Origin of the sequence: Streptomyces sp. NPDC001480 (genome assembly GCF_042894725.1) — a bacterium.
Lineage (GTDB): Bacteria > Actinomycetota > Actinomycetes > Streptomycetales > Streptomycetaceae > Streptomyces.
In genome coordinates, this window is record NZ_JBIAVX010000003.1 from 544,096 (window position 1) to 559,463 (window position 15,368).

General features: G+C 70.8%; 10 protein-coding genes. 6 read left to right on the forward strand and 4 right to left on the reverse strand.

Annotated features, from left to right (window positions below; translation table 11 throughout):
- Positions 1 to 41 precede the first annotated feature (41 nt).
- The 3 genes from ACFY01_RS09815 to ACFY01_RS09825 all read left to right on the forward strand — a co-directional run bounded on the left by ACFY01_RS09815 (position 42) and on the right by ACFY01_RS09825 (position 3,707).
- On the forward strand, positions 42 to 1,316 hold the full coding sequence (locus tag ACFY01_RS09815; RefSeq protein WP_390735150.1) for a sensor histidine kinase: 1,275 nt from the start codon (positions 42 to 44) through the stop codon (positions 1,314 to 1,316).
- Positions 1,301 to 1,957, forward strand: coding sequence for a LuxR C-terminal-related transcriptional regulator (locus ACFY01_RS09820; protein ID WP_390735151.1), 657 nt, complete (start codon positions 1,301 to 1,303; stop codon positions 1,955 to 1,957). Before ACFY01_RS09815 ends, ACFY01_RS09820 begins: the two co-directional genes overlap by 16 nt.
- Positions 1,958 to 2,141: 184 nt before the next feature.
- A complete protein-coding gene (locus tag ACFY01_RS09825) occupies positions 2,142 to 3,707 on the forward strand; it encodes a DUF1996 domain-containing protein (RefSeq protein ID WP_390735152.1) in 1,566 nt (521 codons plus the stop codon).
- Between the two features lie 91 nt (positions 3,708 to 3,798).
- On the opposite strand, the gene ACFY01_RS09830 is transcribed toward ACFY01_RS09825, so the two are convergent.
- Positions 3,799 to 4,212 (reverse strand): hypothetical protein, encoded by a 414-nt coding sequence (locus ACFY01_RS09830; protein WP_390735153.1) that lies wholly within the window; start codon positions 4,210 to 4,212, stop codon positions 3,799 to 3,801.
- Between the two features lie 100 nt (positions 4,213 to 4,312).
- Between ACFY01_RS09830 and ACFY01_RS09835 the strand changes: the two genes are divergently transcribed.
- The 3 genes from ACFY01_RS09835 (at position 4,313) to ACFY01_RS09845 (ending at position 7,667) form a co-directional block, all read left to right on the forward strand.
- Complete coding sequence (locus ACFY01_RS09835) at positions 4,313 to 4,858, forward strand: tetratricopeptide repeat protein (protein ID WP_390735154.1); 546 nt, start codon at positions 4,313 to 4,315, stop codon at positions 4,856 to 4,858.
- Positions 4,859 to 4,986: 128 nt separating this feature from the next.
- Positions 4,987 to 6,903 carry a hypothetical protein gene (locus tag ACFY01_RS09840; RefSeq protein ID WP_390735155.1) on the forward strand — a complete coding sequence of 639 codons (1,917 nt, stop codon included), beginning with the start codon at positions 4,987 to 4,989 and terminating at the stop codon, positions 6,901 to 6,903.
- A 74-nt stretch (positions 6,904 to 6,977) separates the two neighbouring features.
- Positions 6,978 to 7,667: a TetR/AcrR family transcriptional regulator gene (locus tag ACFY01_RS09845; RefSeq protein WP_390735156.1), complete on the forward strand. Its 690-nt coding sequence runs from the start codon at positions 6,978 to 6,980 to the stop codon at positions 7,665 to 7,667.
- A 4-nt stretch (positions 7,668 to 7,671) separates the two neighbouring features.
- On the opposite strand, the gene ACFY01_RS09850 is transcribed toward ACFY01_RS09845, so the two are convergent.
- The 3 genes from ACFY01_RS09850 to pulA form a co-directional block, all read right to left on the reverse strand.
- Positions 7,672 to 8,034 carry a 5-carboxymethyl-2-hydroxymuconate Delta-isomerase gene (locus ACFY01_RS09850; protein WP_390735157.1) on the reverse strand — a complete coding sequence of 121 codons (363 nt, stop codon included), beginning with the start codon at positions 8,032 to 8,034 and terminating at the stop codon, positions 7,672 to 7,674.
- A 108-nt stretch (positions 8,035 to 8,142) separates the two neighbouring features.
- Positions 8,143 to 9,804, reverse strand: coding sequence for a SpoIIE family protein phosphatase (locus tag ACFY01_RS09855; RefSeq protein ID WP_390735158.1), 1,662 nt, complete (start codon positions 9,802 to 9,804; stop codon positions 8,143 to 8,145).
- 101 nt (positions 9,805 to 9,905) lie between these two features.
- The gene (gene pulA / locus ACFY01_RS09860; RefSeq protein WP_390735159.1) at positions 9,906 to 15,305 is read right to left on the reverse strand and encodes a pullulanase-type alpha-1,6-glucosidase; all 5,400 of its coding nucleotides are present in this window, start codon (positions 15,303 to 15,305) and stop codon (positions 9,906 to 9,908) included.
- Positions 15,306 to 15,368 lie beyond the last annotated feature (63 nt).

Sequence of the window (15,368 nt, forward strand, 5' to 3'; positions counted from 1 at the left end):
GACCAGTGCCCGGCGCGCACCCGGTCCGACAGACTGACGCCATGACGACGAACACGCACAGCGGCGGCGACTTCCGTACCAGGGTGCGGGAGGTCGTGCTCGCCGCCGTACGGGGGCTGGTGCTGGCCGTGGTGATGCTGCCGATCTCGGTTCTCTGCTTCGCCCTGACCCTGGTCTCCGTCGCGTTGATCCCGATCGGTGTCGGCGTCTTCACCACCCCGTGGATCCTGGACGGTGTCCGGAACGTGGCGGACACCCGGCGGCGGCTCGCGGCCGAGTGGTGCGGGGTGCGGATACCCTCGGCGTACCGGCCGGTGCCCGAGGGCGCCAATCCGTGGGCGCGCACCTACGCGCTGCTGCGTGACCCGGCCGTCTGGCGCGATGTGCGGTGGCTCCAGGTGGACATGACGGCGGGTTTCCTCACGGCTCTGTTGCCGGCGGTCCTGCTCTTCTACCCCTTCGAGGGGTTCGCGGTGGCGGCCGGGCTGTGGCGGGTGGTCGCGGACGGCCAGACCTACTGGTACGGCTTCGTGCCGGTCACCGACCAGCCGTCCGCGCTCGGCGCGGGTGCCACGGCCGCGGTCCTCCTGGTCGGCGCCTACCACCTCACCCCGCGCCTGCTGACCGCCCACTTCCAGCTCACCCGCGCCGTGCTGGGGGCCGGCCAGGGCGAACTGACCGAGCGGGTCAAGGTGCTGACCGAGACCCGGAAGGACGCCGTGGACACCTCGGCCGCCGAACTGCGCCGTATCGAGCGGGACCTGCACGACGGGGCGCAGGCCAGGCTGGTCGCGATGGGCATGGACCTCGGCACCATCGAGATGCTGATGGACAAGGACCCGGCCAAGGCCAAGCAGCTCGTCGCGAAGGCCCGGCAGGCGTCCGCGGAGGCCCTGGGCGAACTCCGCGACCTGGTCCGCGGCATCCACCCGCCGGTGCTGGCCGAACGCGGACTCGGTGACGCCGTGCGGGCGTTGGCGCTGCGGCTGCCCGTCTCCACCGAGGTGGAGGTGGAGTTGGCCGGCCGGGCGGACGCGCCGGTCGAGTCGGCTGCGTACTTCGCGGTGAGCGAGGCGCTCACCAACGCGGTCAAGCACTCCGGTGCCGACCGGATCTGGGTCGACGTCCACCACGCCGAGGGCACGCTGCGGATCACGGTGACCGACAACGGCAAGGGCGGCGCGGTGGTCGGAGCCGGTTCCGGGCTCTCCGGTGTCGAGCGGCGACTGGGTACATTCGACGGCGTCCTGGCCGTCAGCTCTCCCGCGGGCGGTCCCACCATGGTCACCATGGAGATTCCGTGCGTGTTGTCCTAGCCGAAGACCTGTTCCTGCTGCGCGACGGGCTGGTCCGGCTGCTGGAGGCCTACGACTTCGAGATCGCGGCCGCGGTGGAGACCGGACCGGAACTGACGCGGGCGCTCGCCGAGTTGCAGCCGGACGTCGCCGTGGTCGACGTCCGGCTGCCGCCCACCCACACCGACGAGGGTCTCCAGTGCGCCCTGCGGGCCCGGCAGGACAGACCGGGTCTGCCGGTGCTGGTCCTCTCCCAGCACGTGGAACAGCTGTACGCGCGCGAGCTGCTGGCCGACGGCAGCGGCGGGGTCGGCTATCTGCTCAAGGACCGGGTGTTCGACGCGGAGCAGTTCGTGGACTCCGTACGGCGGGTGGCCGCGGGCGGTACGGCGATGGACCCGCAGGTGATCCAGCAGCTGCTGTCCCGGCGGGCTGCCACCGAGGAGCAGCCGCTGGGCCGGCTGACGCCGCGCGAGCGGGAGGTGCTGGAGCTGATGGCGCAGGGCCGGTCGAACCAGGCGATCGCCGCGCAGCTGGTGGTCACGGAACGGGCCATCGCCAAGCACACCGCCAACATCTTCGGCAAACTGGGACTCGAGGTGTCGGACGACGACAATCGGCGCGTCCTGGCGGTGCTCGCGTATCTGGACCACGGACGCTGACCCGAATTCAATTTTTCTGCAACTTCCGCTGCTCAGGGCCAGGTTGCGGGCAGATCGCGCAGAGATCCTCTGATGAATTTGTGAGTCGGCTGAACACGCCTGAGGCGGGGTGCGTATGAAGAGGCGCCGCTTCACTCCTGTCGGGCGCCTCGATGCTGCCCCGCAAGGAAGTCAGAGGAGTTCCATGGGACGCAACACACGCAAACGCCGTACGCCATTGGCCACGAAGGCCATAGCCGCATCGGCGGCCCTAGCGCTCGGTGGGGGCGGGCTGATCTGGGCGAATTTCTACGCTTCGGCGCATGAGTCGAACAACTCGGCGCAGAACCAGACCAAGTCCGCCGCCGCGCAGGTGGCGACGATCGCCTGCCCGGACGTGGGGCAGAAGCTGACGAACGTACCGGCCAACGCCCAGAAGGGTGTGGCGGTGGAGCTGGCGAACCTCGACAAGCAGGTCACCGAGGCCTACGCCAGGCTCGCCTCCACCCGCCAGGCGCAGGCCAACGACGCGAGCTTCGTCCAGAACGCGATCGTCGGTCCCCTCAAGGAGAAGCGGGCAGCGACGATCGACCGGATCCGGCTCGACGTCCAGCGCGTCGGTGGCAGGTTCGACACCTCGCTGGCCCAGCTCGCCGCCTGCACGACGATGACCGCCAACCAGACCACCGCCGGTGGCCAGCAGAACAACGGTGGCCAGCAGCAGAACGGTGGTCAGCAGCAGAACGGCGGCCAGCAGCAGAACGGCGGCCAGCAGCAGAACGGCGGCCAGCAGAACAATGGCGGCCAGCAGCAGAACGGCGGCCAGCAGCAGGGCAGCAACGGCCAGGCCGGCAACGGCCCGACGGCGGCCGACTTCGTGGACATCACGAAGGTCGCGGCGAACGTCCAGGGCAAGCCGGTGGCCGGCGGCAACGCCTCCAAGGGCACCTTCACCACCAAGTGCGGTGTGAACGCCAACAAGAACCACAACACCGACAACGTGATCGTGGCGCCCGGTGTGACCAACGGCGCGCACCACCTGCACGACTACGTCGGCAACCAGAAGGTCAACGCCTTCTCCAGCAACCAGACGTTCCTTCAGGGCGGCACCAGCTGCCAGAACAAGAACGACCTGTCCTCGTACTACTGGCCGGTCGTGCGTATCCAGGACGGTACGCAGGACTTCGACCAGAACAAGGACGGCGGTGGCAAGGAAGGCAACGTCGGCAAGATCCTGACCCCCGTCCAGGCGCAGATCAAGTACGTCGGCAACCCGCAGAGCAAGGTCGTCGCGATGCCGCAGTTCCTGCGCATCATCACCGGTGACGCCAAGACCACCACCAACGGTCTGGCGAACGCCAACGCGCACTGGAGCTGCACCGGCTTCGAGAACAAGGTCCAGCTGACGAACCAGTACCCGATCTGCCCGCAGGGCAGCAACGTGGTCCGCACGTTCGCCTTCCAGAGCTGCTGGGACGGCAAGAACATCGACAGCGCCAACCACCGTACGCACGTGGCCTTCGCGGACCCGGCGAGCGGTGCCTGCGGCAACGGCTTCAAGGCCATCCCGCAGCTGACGATGCGCCTGGTCTACAAGATCAACCCGCCGACCATCCAGAACGGCGTCGTGAAGAACGCCTACGCGGTGGACGGCTTCCCGGACCAGCTGCACAAGTCGGCCACCGACCACGACGACTTCATCAGCGTCACGACCGGCGGCCTGGCGAACAAGATCGCCAACTGCGTCAACAGCGGTCAGCAGTGCCAGTGACCCACTGAGGTGGGCCATTGAAGAAGGCCGATGAAGAAGGCCGGTGGCGGGTCCCTCCCGCCACCGGCCTTCGCCGTGTGCGCACCGGCCGTCAGCCGCTGTGGGCGGCGTGCGAGCCGTGGTTCGTCCCGATCTCCACGTCACCGCCGAGCTTCTTGCGCAGCGCCTTGACCACCCCGTTGTCGCCGACGGCGACCCACTTGCGGCCCACGAGGTAGTAACCGCCGTAGTCCTTGGCGTCGTTGATCCACTCGCGCTGGCCGCGGTCGGTGGCGAAGGTGGCCAGGATGAACTTGCCGTCGCCGTTCTTGCAGATGGCCTGACGGAGTTCGTCGGCGTCCGTCTGGATGTTCGGCGAGCACTTCACCTCGGCGGCCAGGCTCTCCAGGCTGCCGGTGGCCGTGGTGGGCACCGACTCGGTGGCCTCGCCGGAGCCGCCGCAGGCCGCGAGCGCCAGTACGGCGGTGGCGCCCGTCAGGGCGAGCATCGGTCGCGTCAACCTCATCTGTTCCTCCGGTCCCGGTCGGGCAATAGCATGCCGCAGAGAGCCCCGTGCGGGGCCCTGCCCTTCGATACGGCGTTCGCCGGTGATGTGCTCAAATCAGATGTCACCCCAGGCACAGCTGTGCGAAGGTGAGCCGGTGAACCAAGACTGGGAAGACCGCGTGGCCGCCGCCTGGGCCACCTTCGACGACTACCCCGAGGCACGCGCGGCCGAGTTCAGGGCCGTGATCGACGCCCTCGTCGCCGAATTGCCCGAGGGCAGTCCGCTGGGCCCCTTCGAGCAGGCCTGTGCCTGGGACTCCACCGGTCACTCGGACAAGGCGGCACCGCTGTACCGGGAGGCGCTCGCCCTCGGCCTCAGCGAGGTCAGCGGCTACAAGGGGCGCCGGGCCAAGATCCAGCTGTCCAGCTCCCTCAGGAACATCGGCCGGGCGGAGGAGGGCGTCAAGCTGCTCACCCCCGAACTGGACGCGCCGTCAGACGAGTTGGACGACGCGGTACGGGCCTGCCTCGCCCTGTGCCTGTCCAGCCTCGGCCGGGACCGCGAGGGCCTGTCCCTCGTCCTCGGCGCCCTCGCCCCCCATCTGCCCCGCTACCAGCGGTCGATGGCGAACTACGCGCGGGCTCTGGTGGAGCCGGAGGACTGAGGCACCCGGCACGGAGGACTGCACGGCACCCGGCACGGAGGGCTTCGCGGGACCGAATCACCCGATCCGGAGACCACATTCACCCGGACAGCGGGTGACCCTCGAACGGCTCGCTCGTTTTCCCGAACGTGCAGTCACAGGATGTAGCCAACCGTCAAGCCCCTGTCCCCTCCTCGGCCGTAGGTGTCGAGCAGGCCGAAGCCGCCCTCGTCGAGCACTATCCACGGCTCGTCCGGCTCGCCTATCTGGTGCTGCCGCCGGGCCTCGGCCGGGGCAGGCGCGTCCTGACCGCGCACGCGCTCACCCAGCGCGCCCTGCCCCGGGGCCGCAAGTCGTCGTCCGTGATCCCGGCCCAGTCGACGGGCCACGACGGCGACCCCGGATACGCCTTCGTCCGCCTCCAGGTGGTGCGTGCGGCCCTGGAGGCGGGCCTCCCGCTCAAGCGCAGGGCATGGCCCACCCGCTCCCAGCTCCCGCCGCTGCTCCCCCAGGTGTGGGGCCTGCGCCTCTTCCCGCGCTCGGGCGGCGCCGACGAACTCGCCCTGGACCAGCGGCTGGCCGCCCTCTCCGGCCCGGGCCGTGCCGCGTACGTACTGCGCGGACTGGAGAAGCTCCCCGACGCCGACGTGCAGACCCTGCTGACGGCGGCCGGCGTCCCGGACCCGGCCCCCGCCCTGAAGGAGGCCGACGGCATCCCCGCCCAGTACGCGCTGCTCGACTCCGCCGAGTTCGACCCCTGCTCGCTCCAGGCCCGGCCCACCGATCTGATGCGGCGCAGGCAGCACTCCAAGTCGGCGCTCGCCGCGGCGGCCGCGCTCGCGGTGTGCGGCGCGCTGATCACCCTGCCGGGCGGCGGCTGGGGCGCCGACGGCCCCGCCGCCCCGCCGTACGCGCGGAACCCGGCGGCCGAGGCCGCCCTCGACCCGGGACAGCTGGTCCGGATCTCCCCCACCGCCTGGAAGACCGCCGCCCGCACCGACTTCTCCGTCTGGCCCACGCGCGGCGCCCTCGCCCGCGACACCGCCCTGCTGCGCCGCGCCCTCTCCGTCTGGGCCCGCCCCGGCGACACGGTCCAGGTCTCGGCGACCCCCGGCACCCAGACCGGCGGTCCGGCCGGCCCGCCCCAACTGCTGTACGCGGGTCTGGTCGACAACGCGCGCGTGGTGATCCTCTACGACGGTCTGCGCATCGCCCGCTACGCCGAGCCGAAGGACGGCACGCGGGGCGCCGCACTCGACTTCGCCCGCGTCGACGGGGCCAGGAAGGCCGATGCGGGCGCGCTCGTGCTGGGCCGGTCCGACGGGAACGTCCGGTTCCTGACCGCCCCCTGGGTGGAGAAGGCGGCCGAGCGTGACCTGGTGAAGCCCCGCGCCGGAGCCATGGACCTGGAGCTGACCGACGGGGTCACCGCGCCATTGGCCAGCCCCGTCCTGCGGCCGGGCAAGTGCGCCTCCTGGAACGCGCTCCAGCTGACCGACGCCTCCGGCACCCATCTGGCCACCGACCTCGGCGAGCTGGTCCCGGCCCGGCTCACCTCCGGGCGGCCCGGCAAGGCGGGCGACGCGCCGGGGGCCCAGGCCCTGCGCACCTGGGCGCCCTTCGCCTGCTCGCTGGCCCAGGAGCGTGCCGCGGGCGTGCGCAGCGTCAACGCCTGGTCCTTCGCCGACCAGCCGCTGCCCGACGGGAACGGCGAAGCCACCTGGGTGTGCACCCGGGGCGAGACCTGGCGGGGTGACGGGACGACGGCCCTGGCCCAGTTCCAGACAGCGGGCTCGCGGCACGGGGTGATCGTGGCCAAGGGCAAGGACGGGACGGCGTGCGGTCCGCGTGATCCGCATGTGCTGGCCGGGGTGCTGTGGCAGGCCGGCAAGGGTGACTGGTACCTGCTGGCCGCGGGCAGCTGGGGCACCGCGTCGATCCGCACGACCGGCGAGGTCACCGCGTCGGCCCAGGGCAACCTGCTCACCGCGAAGGCCAAACAGGGCGCCCGAGCGGACCTGAAGGGCACCCTGGACGACGGCACGCCGATCAGCGGCCTGCACTAGAGGCTCTCGCGGTGCCGGGCAGGGTGGACCACTTGTGAGCGCCGACGGCCGAATTCGATCGGTAAGGTGTTCGCATGACTACCGGGGTTCGCCGCAGGATGGGCGTCGAGGAGCGGCGGCAGCAGCTGATCGGCGTCGCCCTCGAACTGTTCAGCCGCCGCTCGCCGGACGATGTGTCCATCGACGAGATAGCCTCGGCGGCGGGCATCTCGCGCCCGCTGGTCTACCACTACTTCCCGGGCAAACTCAGCCTGTACGAGGCCGCGTTGAAGCGGGCCGCGGAGGATCTGGCGGGCCGGTTCGTGGAGCCGCACGAGGGTCCGCTGGGCGCCCGGCTGCTGCGGGTGATGCGCCGCTACTTCGACTTCGTCGACGAGCACGGGCCCGGTTTCTCGGCGTTGATGCGTGGCGGACCGGCCGTCGGCTCGTCGGCCACGAACGCGCTCATCGACTCCGTACGGCAGGCCGCGTATGACCAGATCCTTGTCCATCTGGGCGTCATCGATCCGCCCGCACGACTGGAACTGGTCATCCGCTCCTGGGTCTCGCTCGCCGAGTCGACGGCCCTGATCTGGCTGGACGGCCGGGACATCCCACGCGCCGAACTGGAGATCCAGCTCGTGCACGACTTCGCCGCCCTGGCCGCCGTGAGCGCCGCCTACGACGAGGAGATGTCCACCCTCCTGCGCGGCATGCTGAAGGAGGAGCCGGCCGACGGTCCCTTCACCGACCTGCTCAACCGGCTGATCGCGCTGGCCTCCTGAACCGTCAGCGTTCGAACTTCCGGTACGACGCGTCGAGGTCACGCACCTCGGCGGAGGCGTGCAGCACGAAGCCCTCGTCCGCCACGTGCTCGCGGAGCAGTTCGATGACGGTCTCGGTCAGTTTCGCCTTGGTGTCTTCGGTGCGGCCGGCGAGCAGGCCGATCGTGACGTGCACGATGGCGTGGTGCTGGTCCTCGGGGTCCTCGTAGCCGAACGCCGTGACCGCGCTGGGCCGGAACTGCGTCTTGCAGGCCTCCGGCTTCGCGGCCGCGATCTCGACCGTCGCGGTGTGCAGGGCGTGGGCGAAACCGGCCCGGTCGAAGGCCGGGTCCATCACGGCGGAGTAGTCGACGGTGATCTGCGGCATGGGCACGCACTCCTGTTCTAGGGCAACGGTGTCACCCTAGGGCCTGTCCGGCGGATCATGCCCCAGACGCGGGGCTTGGCACGCCCATCTGCGGCGATGAGGCGCCGCTCATTTCCTGCGGCCTGATCCGCCGGACAGGCCCTGGTCGGCGTGATCCGCGAGCCGTAGGGCCAGCATCGCGATGTCGTCCTCCCGGTCGTGGGCGAAGCAGTCGAGCAGGGTGTCGCACAGCGGGGCCACTCCGGGCGGGGCGCCGGCGGCGGCCGTGCGGAGGTGGGCCAGGGAGACCGCGAGGTCCGTGCCGCGGGTCTCGATCAGGCCGTCGGTGACCATCAGCAGCCGGTCGGCGGGCCGCAGCACCAGTTCGGTGGGCGGCGGCCGGTCCAGGCCGAGGCCGAGCAGCGGTCCACTCGCCGCCACGTACCCGGCGCCGCCCCCGGCCCGGACGACGAGCGGCGGGATGTGGCCGGCGTTGGCGATCCGGACCCGCCCGCTGTCCGGGTCGGCCAGGACCAGGCACACGGTGGCCGTGACGTCCGGGTGGTGGTGCTGGAGCATCCGGTCGAGCCGCGCGGCCAGCACCCTCGGGTCGCTGTCCTCGACGCAGTAGGCGCGCAGCGCGTGCCGGATCTCCACCATGACGGTGGCCGCCTCCAGTGAGTGCCCGGCGACGTCCCCGACCGCGGTGAGCATCCCGCCGTCGGTGCGCAGGGCCGCGTAGAAGTCCCCGCCTATCTCGGTCTGCCGGGAGGCGGGCACATAGCGGACGACGATCTCCAGGCCCGGCAGACGCAGCTTCTCCGGCCGGGGCAGGAAGCTGTGCTGGAGGGTGAGGGCGACATGGCGCTCCACCTGGTACATCAGCAGCGGTTCGGCGGCCAGGGCGGCGTTCTGCGCGAGCCGGGCGAGCAGCGCCTCGTCCGCCGGGTCTGCGCCGGGCACGCGGGACACCGGTGTGGCGAGGCAGACCGGCGTCCGGTCCGACCGGGTCTGGGCCACCACCAGCCGGGCGTCGTCCTCGGCGCCGGGCCGGAAGAACCCGGCCGGCCACAGCGGTGCGGGCACGGTGGTGCAGCGCGTCCCGGTCCGCCCCTCGGCGAGCCTGGTGATCAGCCGGGCCACGGCCGCGTGCGCGGTGGCGTCGGGCAGGGCGAGGACACTGCGGTCCCGGGACGTCCCCCGGTACAGCTCGCCGTCGGCACCGATCACGAAGGCCACGGCCGGGGCACCGGTCAGCCGGGCGGCGCCCTCGGCCGCCGCGTCGGCCAGTTCCCGCGCGCAGCGAGCCGCCTGCACGGCGACGGTGGCCTCGGACAGCAGCGTCATCCGGCGCACCAGCGACTCGGCGCCGGTGTGCCGGCGCGCCCCGCGCACCGCGGCCCGGACGACGGCGCGGATCTCCTCCGGTTCGGCGGGCATCGTCAGATACGCGTCCCCGCCCGCGTTCAGCCCGCGGCACCGGTCGCCCGGCGTCAGCGCGGCGGCGGAGAAGTGCACCACGGGCAGCGCGGCCATCGGCGGCTGCGCCTTGACCCTGCGGCACAGCTCGAAGCCGGTCATGTCGGGCAGCCCGACGTCCACCAGGGCCACGTCGGGCAGGGTGCCCGCGCGCAGGCGTACGTCGAGTTCCACCAGGGCCTCACCGGCGCTGGCCACCGGCACCACCCGGTGCCCGGCCCGGCGCAGCACCGCGCCCATGGCGTACCGGCTGGCCGCCGCGTCGTCGACGACCAGGACCGTGGTCTCGGGGTGCCGGCGGCTGTCGTCCATCTCTCCCGGCCCTCGGTGCGAAACGTCGGTGCGAATAGTCGGTGCGAAAGGTGGGGCGGCCCCCGAACGAGGACCGCCCCACCCACGCTAGCGCCCGTGCGTCAGCCCCGGGTGAACACCGCTACGGTTCGACCCGGAACGGCGAACGTGCCCGATTCCGCCGCGTACGAGGAGGACTTGACGGTAGGGTCCGCACCCGATGCCTGCACCGGGTGCAGCCGGTAGTGCCGCCCGGCGAGCGCGGCGATCCGCTGCTCCTGCTTCTCGGGCGTGGCGTTGAACACCACGACCAGGTCACCGAGGCGCATGGTGATCACACCGGGTGTCTCGTCCTTCCCGGACAGCGGGAAGGACAGCCGCGACTGCACCTGAGCGGTCGTGCCGAGGGAGAAGGCCCGCTCCGTCGTGCGGATCCGCAGCAGGTCCCGGTACGCGGCCGAGGCGCCCTCGATCTGCGGGCACCCGACGCTCACCGAGCTCAACAGGGGCTTGGCGTAGGTCCACTTGGACTGGTTGTCGGCCGCCGTCGGCAGGCCCCGGCCGAAGCCGTTGCCGTCCGCGCAGTTCCAGTGGATGGCGTTGAACCAGTCGCCGCTGTCGAAGGAGTTGCGGTCCAGCGACTTCGAGCGCAGCAGGTCGGTGCCTGCCTGGGAGAGCGCCGGGCCCTGCGAGAGGCTCGCGGTGGCCATCGCCAGGACCTGCATGCGGGCCCGGTCGGACGCGGAGGTGTCCCCCGGCAGCTTGTAGGCGAGGGCGTCGAAGAGCGACTCGTTGTCGTGCGCGTCGACGTAGGCGAGGGCGTCGCCCGGCGCGTCCGCGTACCCGGCGGGTGAGCCGTTGTAGTCGATCTCCGCTCCGGTGACCTCCTTGCCGCCGGTGTCGGTGAAGCGGTACTTGGCGAGGTTGCCGGTCAGGCCCACCTTGATCAGGTCCTGGTAGTGCAGGAGCCGGGCCTTCTGCTCCTCCTTCGTGCCGTTCGCCGTCGAGGAGTTGGGGTCGGTGTAGAGCCCGGAGGCGAAGCCCTGGACGCCGGGGTCGGAGTCGAAGGGGCTGCCGCCGCGCACCGCGTCCCGGGCCCGGTCGGAGAAGGTCGCGATGCCGGTGCCGGCCATGTTCTTCTGGGTGGCCTGCACGAACCGGGCGTCGTCGGCGACCTCGCCGAAGTTCCAGCCCTCGCCGTACAGGATGATCTTCTTGCCGTCGACGCCGTCCTTGGCGACGGTCAGCGCGTCGAGGGCCTTGCGGACGGCGAGGATGTTGGCCTTCGGGTGGTGGCCCATCAGGTCGAAGCGGAACCCGTCGACCTTGTACTCCTTGGCCCAGGTGACGATCGAGTCGACGACCAGCTTGCCCATCATCGCGTTCTCCGGCGCGGTGCCCGCGCAGCAGGTGCTGTTGGCCACGCTTCCGTCGGCGAGCAGCCGCTGGTAGTAGCCGGGCACGATCTTGTCGAGGACGGAGGTGTCCGCCTGGCCGCCGGCCGCCGTGTGGTTGTAGACGACGTCCATCACGACCCGCAGGCCGTCGTCGTTGAGCGCTTTGACCATCTCGCGGAACTGGACGGTACGCGCGGTGCCGTCCGGGTCGGTGGCGTACGAGCCCTCGGGGACCGTGTAGTGGTACGGGTCGTAGCCCCAGTTGTAGGCGTCCTTCGCGGCGGTCTTCGCCACGCACTCCTGCTGCTTGTCGGAGTCGGGAGCGTAGGAGGCCAGGTCGCAGTCGGGGCTCGCCTGGTCGGCCTTCTTCTCGGGGATGGTGGCTATGTCGAAGGCGGGCAGGAGGTGGACGTAGGAGGTGCCCGACTTCGCGAGCTCGCGCAGGTGCTTCGAACCGTCGCTGGTCTTGTCGGTGAAGGCCAGGTAGGTGCCCTGGTCCTTCGCCGGGACCGTCTTGTCGGCGACGGAGAAGTCCCGGATGTGCAGCTCCTGGATCTGCGCGTCCCTCAGCGGTACGGCCTTGGGCTTGCGCAGGCCCGACCAGCCGCTCGGGGCGAGGGACTTGTCGTTCAGGTCGACGACGAGGCTGCGTTCCGAGTTCGCGGTGAGCGCGAGCGAGTACGGGTCGGTGACCTCGTTGGTGACCATCTTCCGGACGGTGGGCGCCCAGACCTTCACGACGTACCGGTAGGGCTTGCCCTTCCAGGACGCCGGGCCGGTGACGGACCAGACCCCGGTGGCCGCGTCCCGGTGCATCCCGACGCTGCGGCCGTCGAGGTCGAGGCGGACGGACCGGGCCGTCGGCGCCCAGACCGAGAGCGTCGGCTTGCCGTCGTGGAAGACGGGCCCGAGCCTGGCCTTGGTCGCGCCGGGGTACAGGTCGTCGAGCACGCCCGCGATCTGCACGCCGGTCGCGCTGAGCACGGCCCCGTTCGCGGCGCGCTGCGAGGCGACGAGCTGGCCGCCCAGCGCCTGGCGCACCCGGTCCCGGTCGCGCGGGTCGACGGACCAGGCGGTGTAGTCCTTCAGGTGCGGGAACCTCGCCTTCTGGGCGTCGGTGAGCGTGGTCTTCGACAGCCGCAGCCAGCGTTCGTCGTCGCTGGTCAGCGTCCCGTCCTTGACCGTGATCGAGCCGTCGAGGGAGTACAGCAGCTGGGTGGAGACGGCGCCGTCGGCGCCGTTCCAGGCGAGCGTGTCCCGGTCGATCCAGACCGCCTTGGAGGTGGTCAGGTCGAGGGCGGCGGCGCTGCCCGCGGGCTGCGGCAGCAGGTACTTCTCCTGACCGTTCAACAGCCACACCTCGTAGCCGTCGTTCTTGAGGTCCAGCGACTGGTCGGTGGGGAGATCCTTGTCGTCGCCCTTGTGGATGATGTAACTGAGGCTGGTGGCACCATCGGTGAGCGGTACCTCGAAGACCGCGCCATAGGCGTCGGTCTTCACCGGCTTCAGGGGGTTCGACCAGTCGGTGGGGTTCGCGGCGCCCGTCCAGACGTGCAGGCCCCAGCCGTCGTAGTTCCCGTCGGCGCGGTGGTAGTGGATGACGGCCTTGGTCTTGTCCTGGGCCGGGTAATCGGGCCGCTCGGTCAGTACGTCCGTCTTCCCCTGCTCGACCCACACCTCACCCGTCTTGGTGACGTCGATGGACCGGTCGGCGGAGACGTCCTTGTTGCCGTCCTTGTCGACGACCAGGAAGCCGACGTTCGAGGCGCCAGGCTTCAGTTTGACGTAGGCGAAGGCGCCGTACGCGTCCCGGCCGGTGAAGGGGTGCCCGGCGGGCCAGGTGGTGGACTCGCCGTCGGCGATGTCGCCCCAGGCGTACAGGCCCCAGTCGCCGTAGTCGCCGTCGGTGCGCTTGTAGTGGACGATCGCGTAGTCCCGGGAGGAGGCCGTGGGGACCTCGGCCGCGGGCGGAGTGCCGGTGGTGCTGCCGGCGGTGGCGCTCGCGGTGTGCCCGGCGGAGTCGACGACGACCGCCTTGTAGCGCAGAGCGGTTCCGGCGGGCACGTCCTTGCCGATGGTCTGGGTGACCTTGTACGGGGCGTGGTCGGCGGAGCCGAGGGTGCGCCACGTGCCGTTCCCGACCTGCGCCGCGAAGACGACGCGGTCGAGCTGTCCCCCGGTGACGTCGGCGGACAGTTCGACGGTCCCGGTGGCACCGGTGTCCGGGGCCTCGAGGGTGATCGTGGGCTTGGTGGCGGGCTTGGCGAGGGTGCCGGTCGCCTTGTAGACGACGGCCGCGCCGGCCGGGACGGTGACGGTGAGCTCACGGTCGCCGTCGGTCTTCAGGGTGCCGTCCGCGCCGAAGACGCCCCGGTAGGACATCCCCGCCGAGCCGGTCGCGAAGGTAGCGGTCTTCGCCTCGCCGGCGTTGTTGAGGGCGACGACGTACTCCTGGCCGGTCCTGGCGTCGGTACGGGTGAAGGCGTAGATCCCGGCGCCGTCGGCCGCGTACCGCTCGGTCTGCACCCCGTCCGTCAGGGCCGGGTTGGCCTTGCGGAGCCTGGAGAGGGCGGCGATCTCCTTGTACAGCGGCGCGCTCGTTTCGTAGGAGTCGCTCGCGTGGGTGCGGTCGGTGCCGATCTCGTCGTCGTCGAGGTAGTCGGCGACCTTGGAGGCGAACATGGTCTGGCGGGCGTCCTTGTCGCCGCCGGAGCCGGTGAAGCCCTGCTCGTCGCCGTAGTAGACGACCGGGTTGCCGCGGCTGAGGAACATGACCTCGTTGGCGAGCCTGTCCTTGGCGAGCAGTTCGGCGTCGGAGGCCTTGGGGTTGTCCTGCTCCAGGAAGTAGCCGATCCGGCCCATGTCGTGGTTGCCGAGGAAGGTGACCTGCTCGTAGGCGTTGGCCTTGTCGGTCGTGTACTTGTAGTCGTCGCCGAAGACCGACGCCAGCTTCCGCGCGCTGCCGCCCTGGGAGGCGTAGGAGCGGGCCGCGTCCTGGAAGGGGAAGTCGAGCGTGGCGTCGAGTCGGCCCTGGGTGACGTACGGGGACGTGATCGAGGTGTCGGCGGAGTAGACCTCACCGAACATGAAGAAGTTCTTCCGCCCGTGCGCCGCGGCGTACTTGTCGAGCGCCGTCGCCCACTGGGTCCAGAACTCCATGTCGACGTGCTTGACGGTGTCGATCCGGAACCCGTCGACGGCGAAGTCCTTCACCCACCGCTGGTAGATCCCCTCCATGCCGTGGACGACCTCGGGACGCTCGGTCCACAGGTCGTCGAGGCCGGAGAAGTCGCCGTAGGTGGTGGACTCGCCGGCGTAGGTCGAGTCGCCCCGGTTGTGGTACATCGTCGGGTCGTTGAGCCAGGCCGGGACCTTTGCCTTGCCGGTGACCTGCGGGGTGTACGGGAAGTCGGCGCCGGAGACGGCCGGGAACTTCCCCGTCCCGTCGGCGTGGTCGGCGTCGTCGAAGGGCCTGCCGTCCTCGGTCAGGTAGGGGAAGGCGCCCTTGGAGAGGTAGTCGGAGGACTGCTCCTTGTAGTTCACGACGTCGGCGGTGTGGTTGGTGATGACGTCGAAGAAGACCTTCATGCCCTTGGCGTGCGCCTTGGAGATGAGGGTCTGGAGGTCCTTGTTGGTGCCGAAGTGCGGGTCGACCTGGGTGAAGTCGGTGATCCAGTAACCGTGGTAGCCGGCCGAGGCGTTGCTGCCCGTCCCCTGCACCGGCTTGTTCTTGAAGATCGGCGCCATCCAGATGGCGGTGGTGCCGAGCCCCTTGATGTAGTCGAGCCGCTTGGTGAGGCCGTTGAGGTCGCCGCCCTGGTAGAAGCCCTTGTCGGTGGGGTCGTAGCCGGTGCTGAGGCGTGAGCCGGTCAGGCCGCCCTTGTCGTTGGACGTGTCCCCGTTGGCGAAACGATCCGGCATGACGAAGTAGAACTGCTCGCGCGTGTCGTCGTGCCGGGCGGGCTGGGCGGCGAGGGCCGCGTCCGACGGGGGCGTGGGCAAAGTGGCGGCCTCGGCGGCCAGTGGCTGGGCCAGGGCGGCGACGAGGGCGACGGCGGTGACGGCCGCCGCCCGTCTGACGTAGGCGGTACGGCGCCTGAGGGGCGCCGGCCATCTCGGTATCACAGGCGGGAACTCCTTGCGATTACGGCTCATTCGGGTCCGACCCCGGCGCGACCGTACCGCCGA

Excerpts from the sequence above, each read along its gene's own strand:
- ACFY01_RS09850 (WP_390735157.1), bottom strand. The coding sequence starts at position 8,034 with ATGCCGCAGATCACCGTCGACTACTCCGCCGTGATGGACCCGGCCTTC.
- ACFY01_RS09845 (WP_390735156.1), top strand. The coding sequence starts at position 6,978 with ATGACTACCGGGGTTCGCCGCAGGATGGGCGTCGAGGAGCGGCGGCAG.
- ACFY01_RS09830 (WP_390735153.1), bottom strand. The coding sequence starts at position 4,212 with ATGAGGTTGACGCGACCGATGCTCGCCCTGACGGGCGCCACCGCCGTA.
- ACFY01_RS09815 (WP_390735150.1), top strand. The coding sequence starts at position 42 with ATGACGACGAACACGCACAGCGGCGGCGACTTCCGTACCAGGGTGCGG.
- ACFY01_RS09835 (WP_390735154.1), top strand. The coding sequence starts at position 4,313 with ATGTCACCCCAGGCACAGCTGTGCGAAGGTGAGCCGGTGAACCAAGAC.
- ACFY01_RS09825 (WP_390735152.1), top strand. The coding sequence starts at position 2,142 with ATGGGACGCAACACACGCAAACGCCGTACGCCATTGGCCACGAAGGCC.
- ACFY01_RS09855 (WP_390735158.1), bottom strand. The coding sequence starts at position 9,804 with ATGGACGACAGCCGCCGGCACCCCGAGACCACGGTCCTGGTCGTCGAC.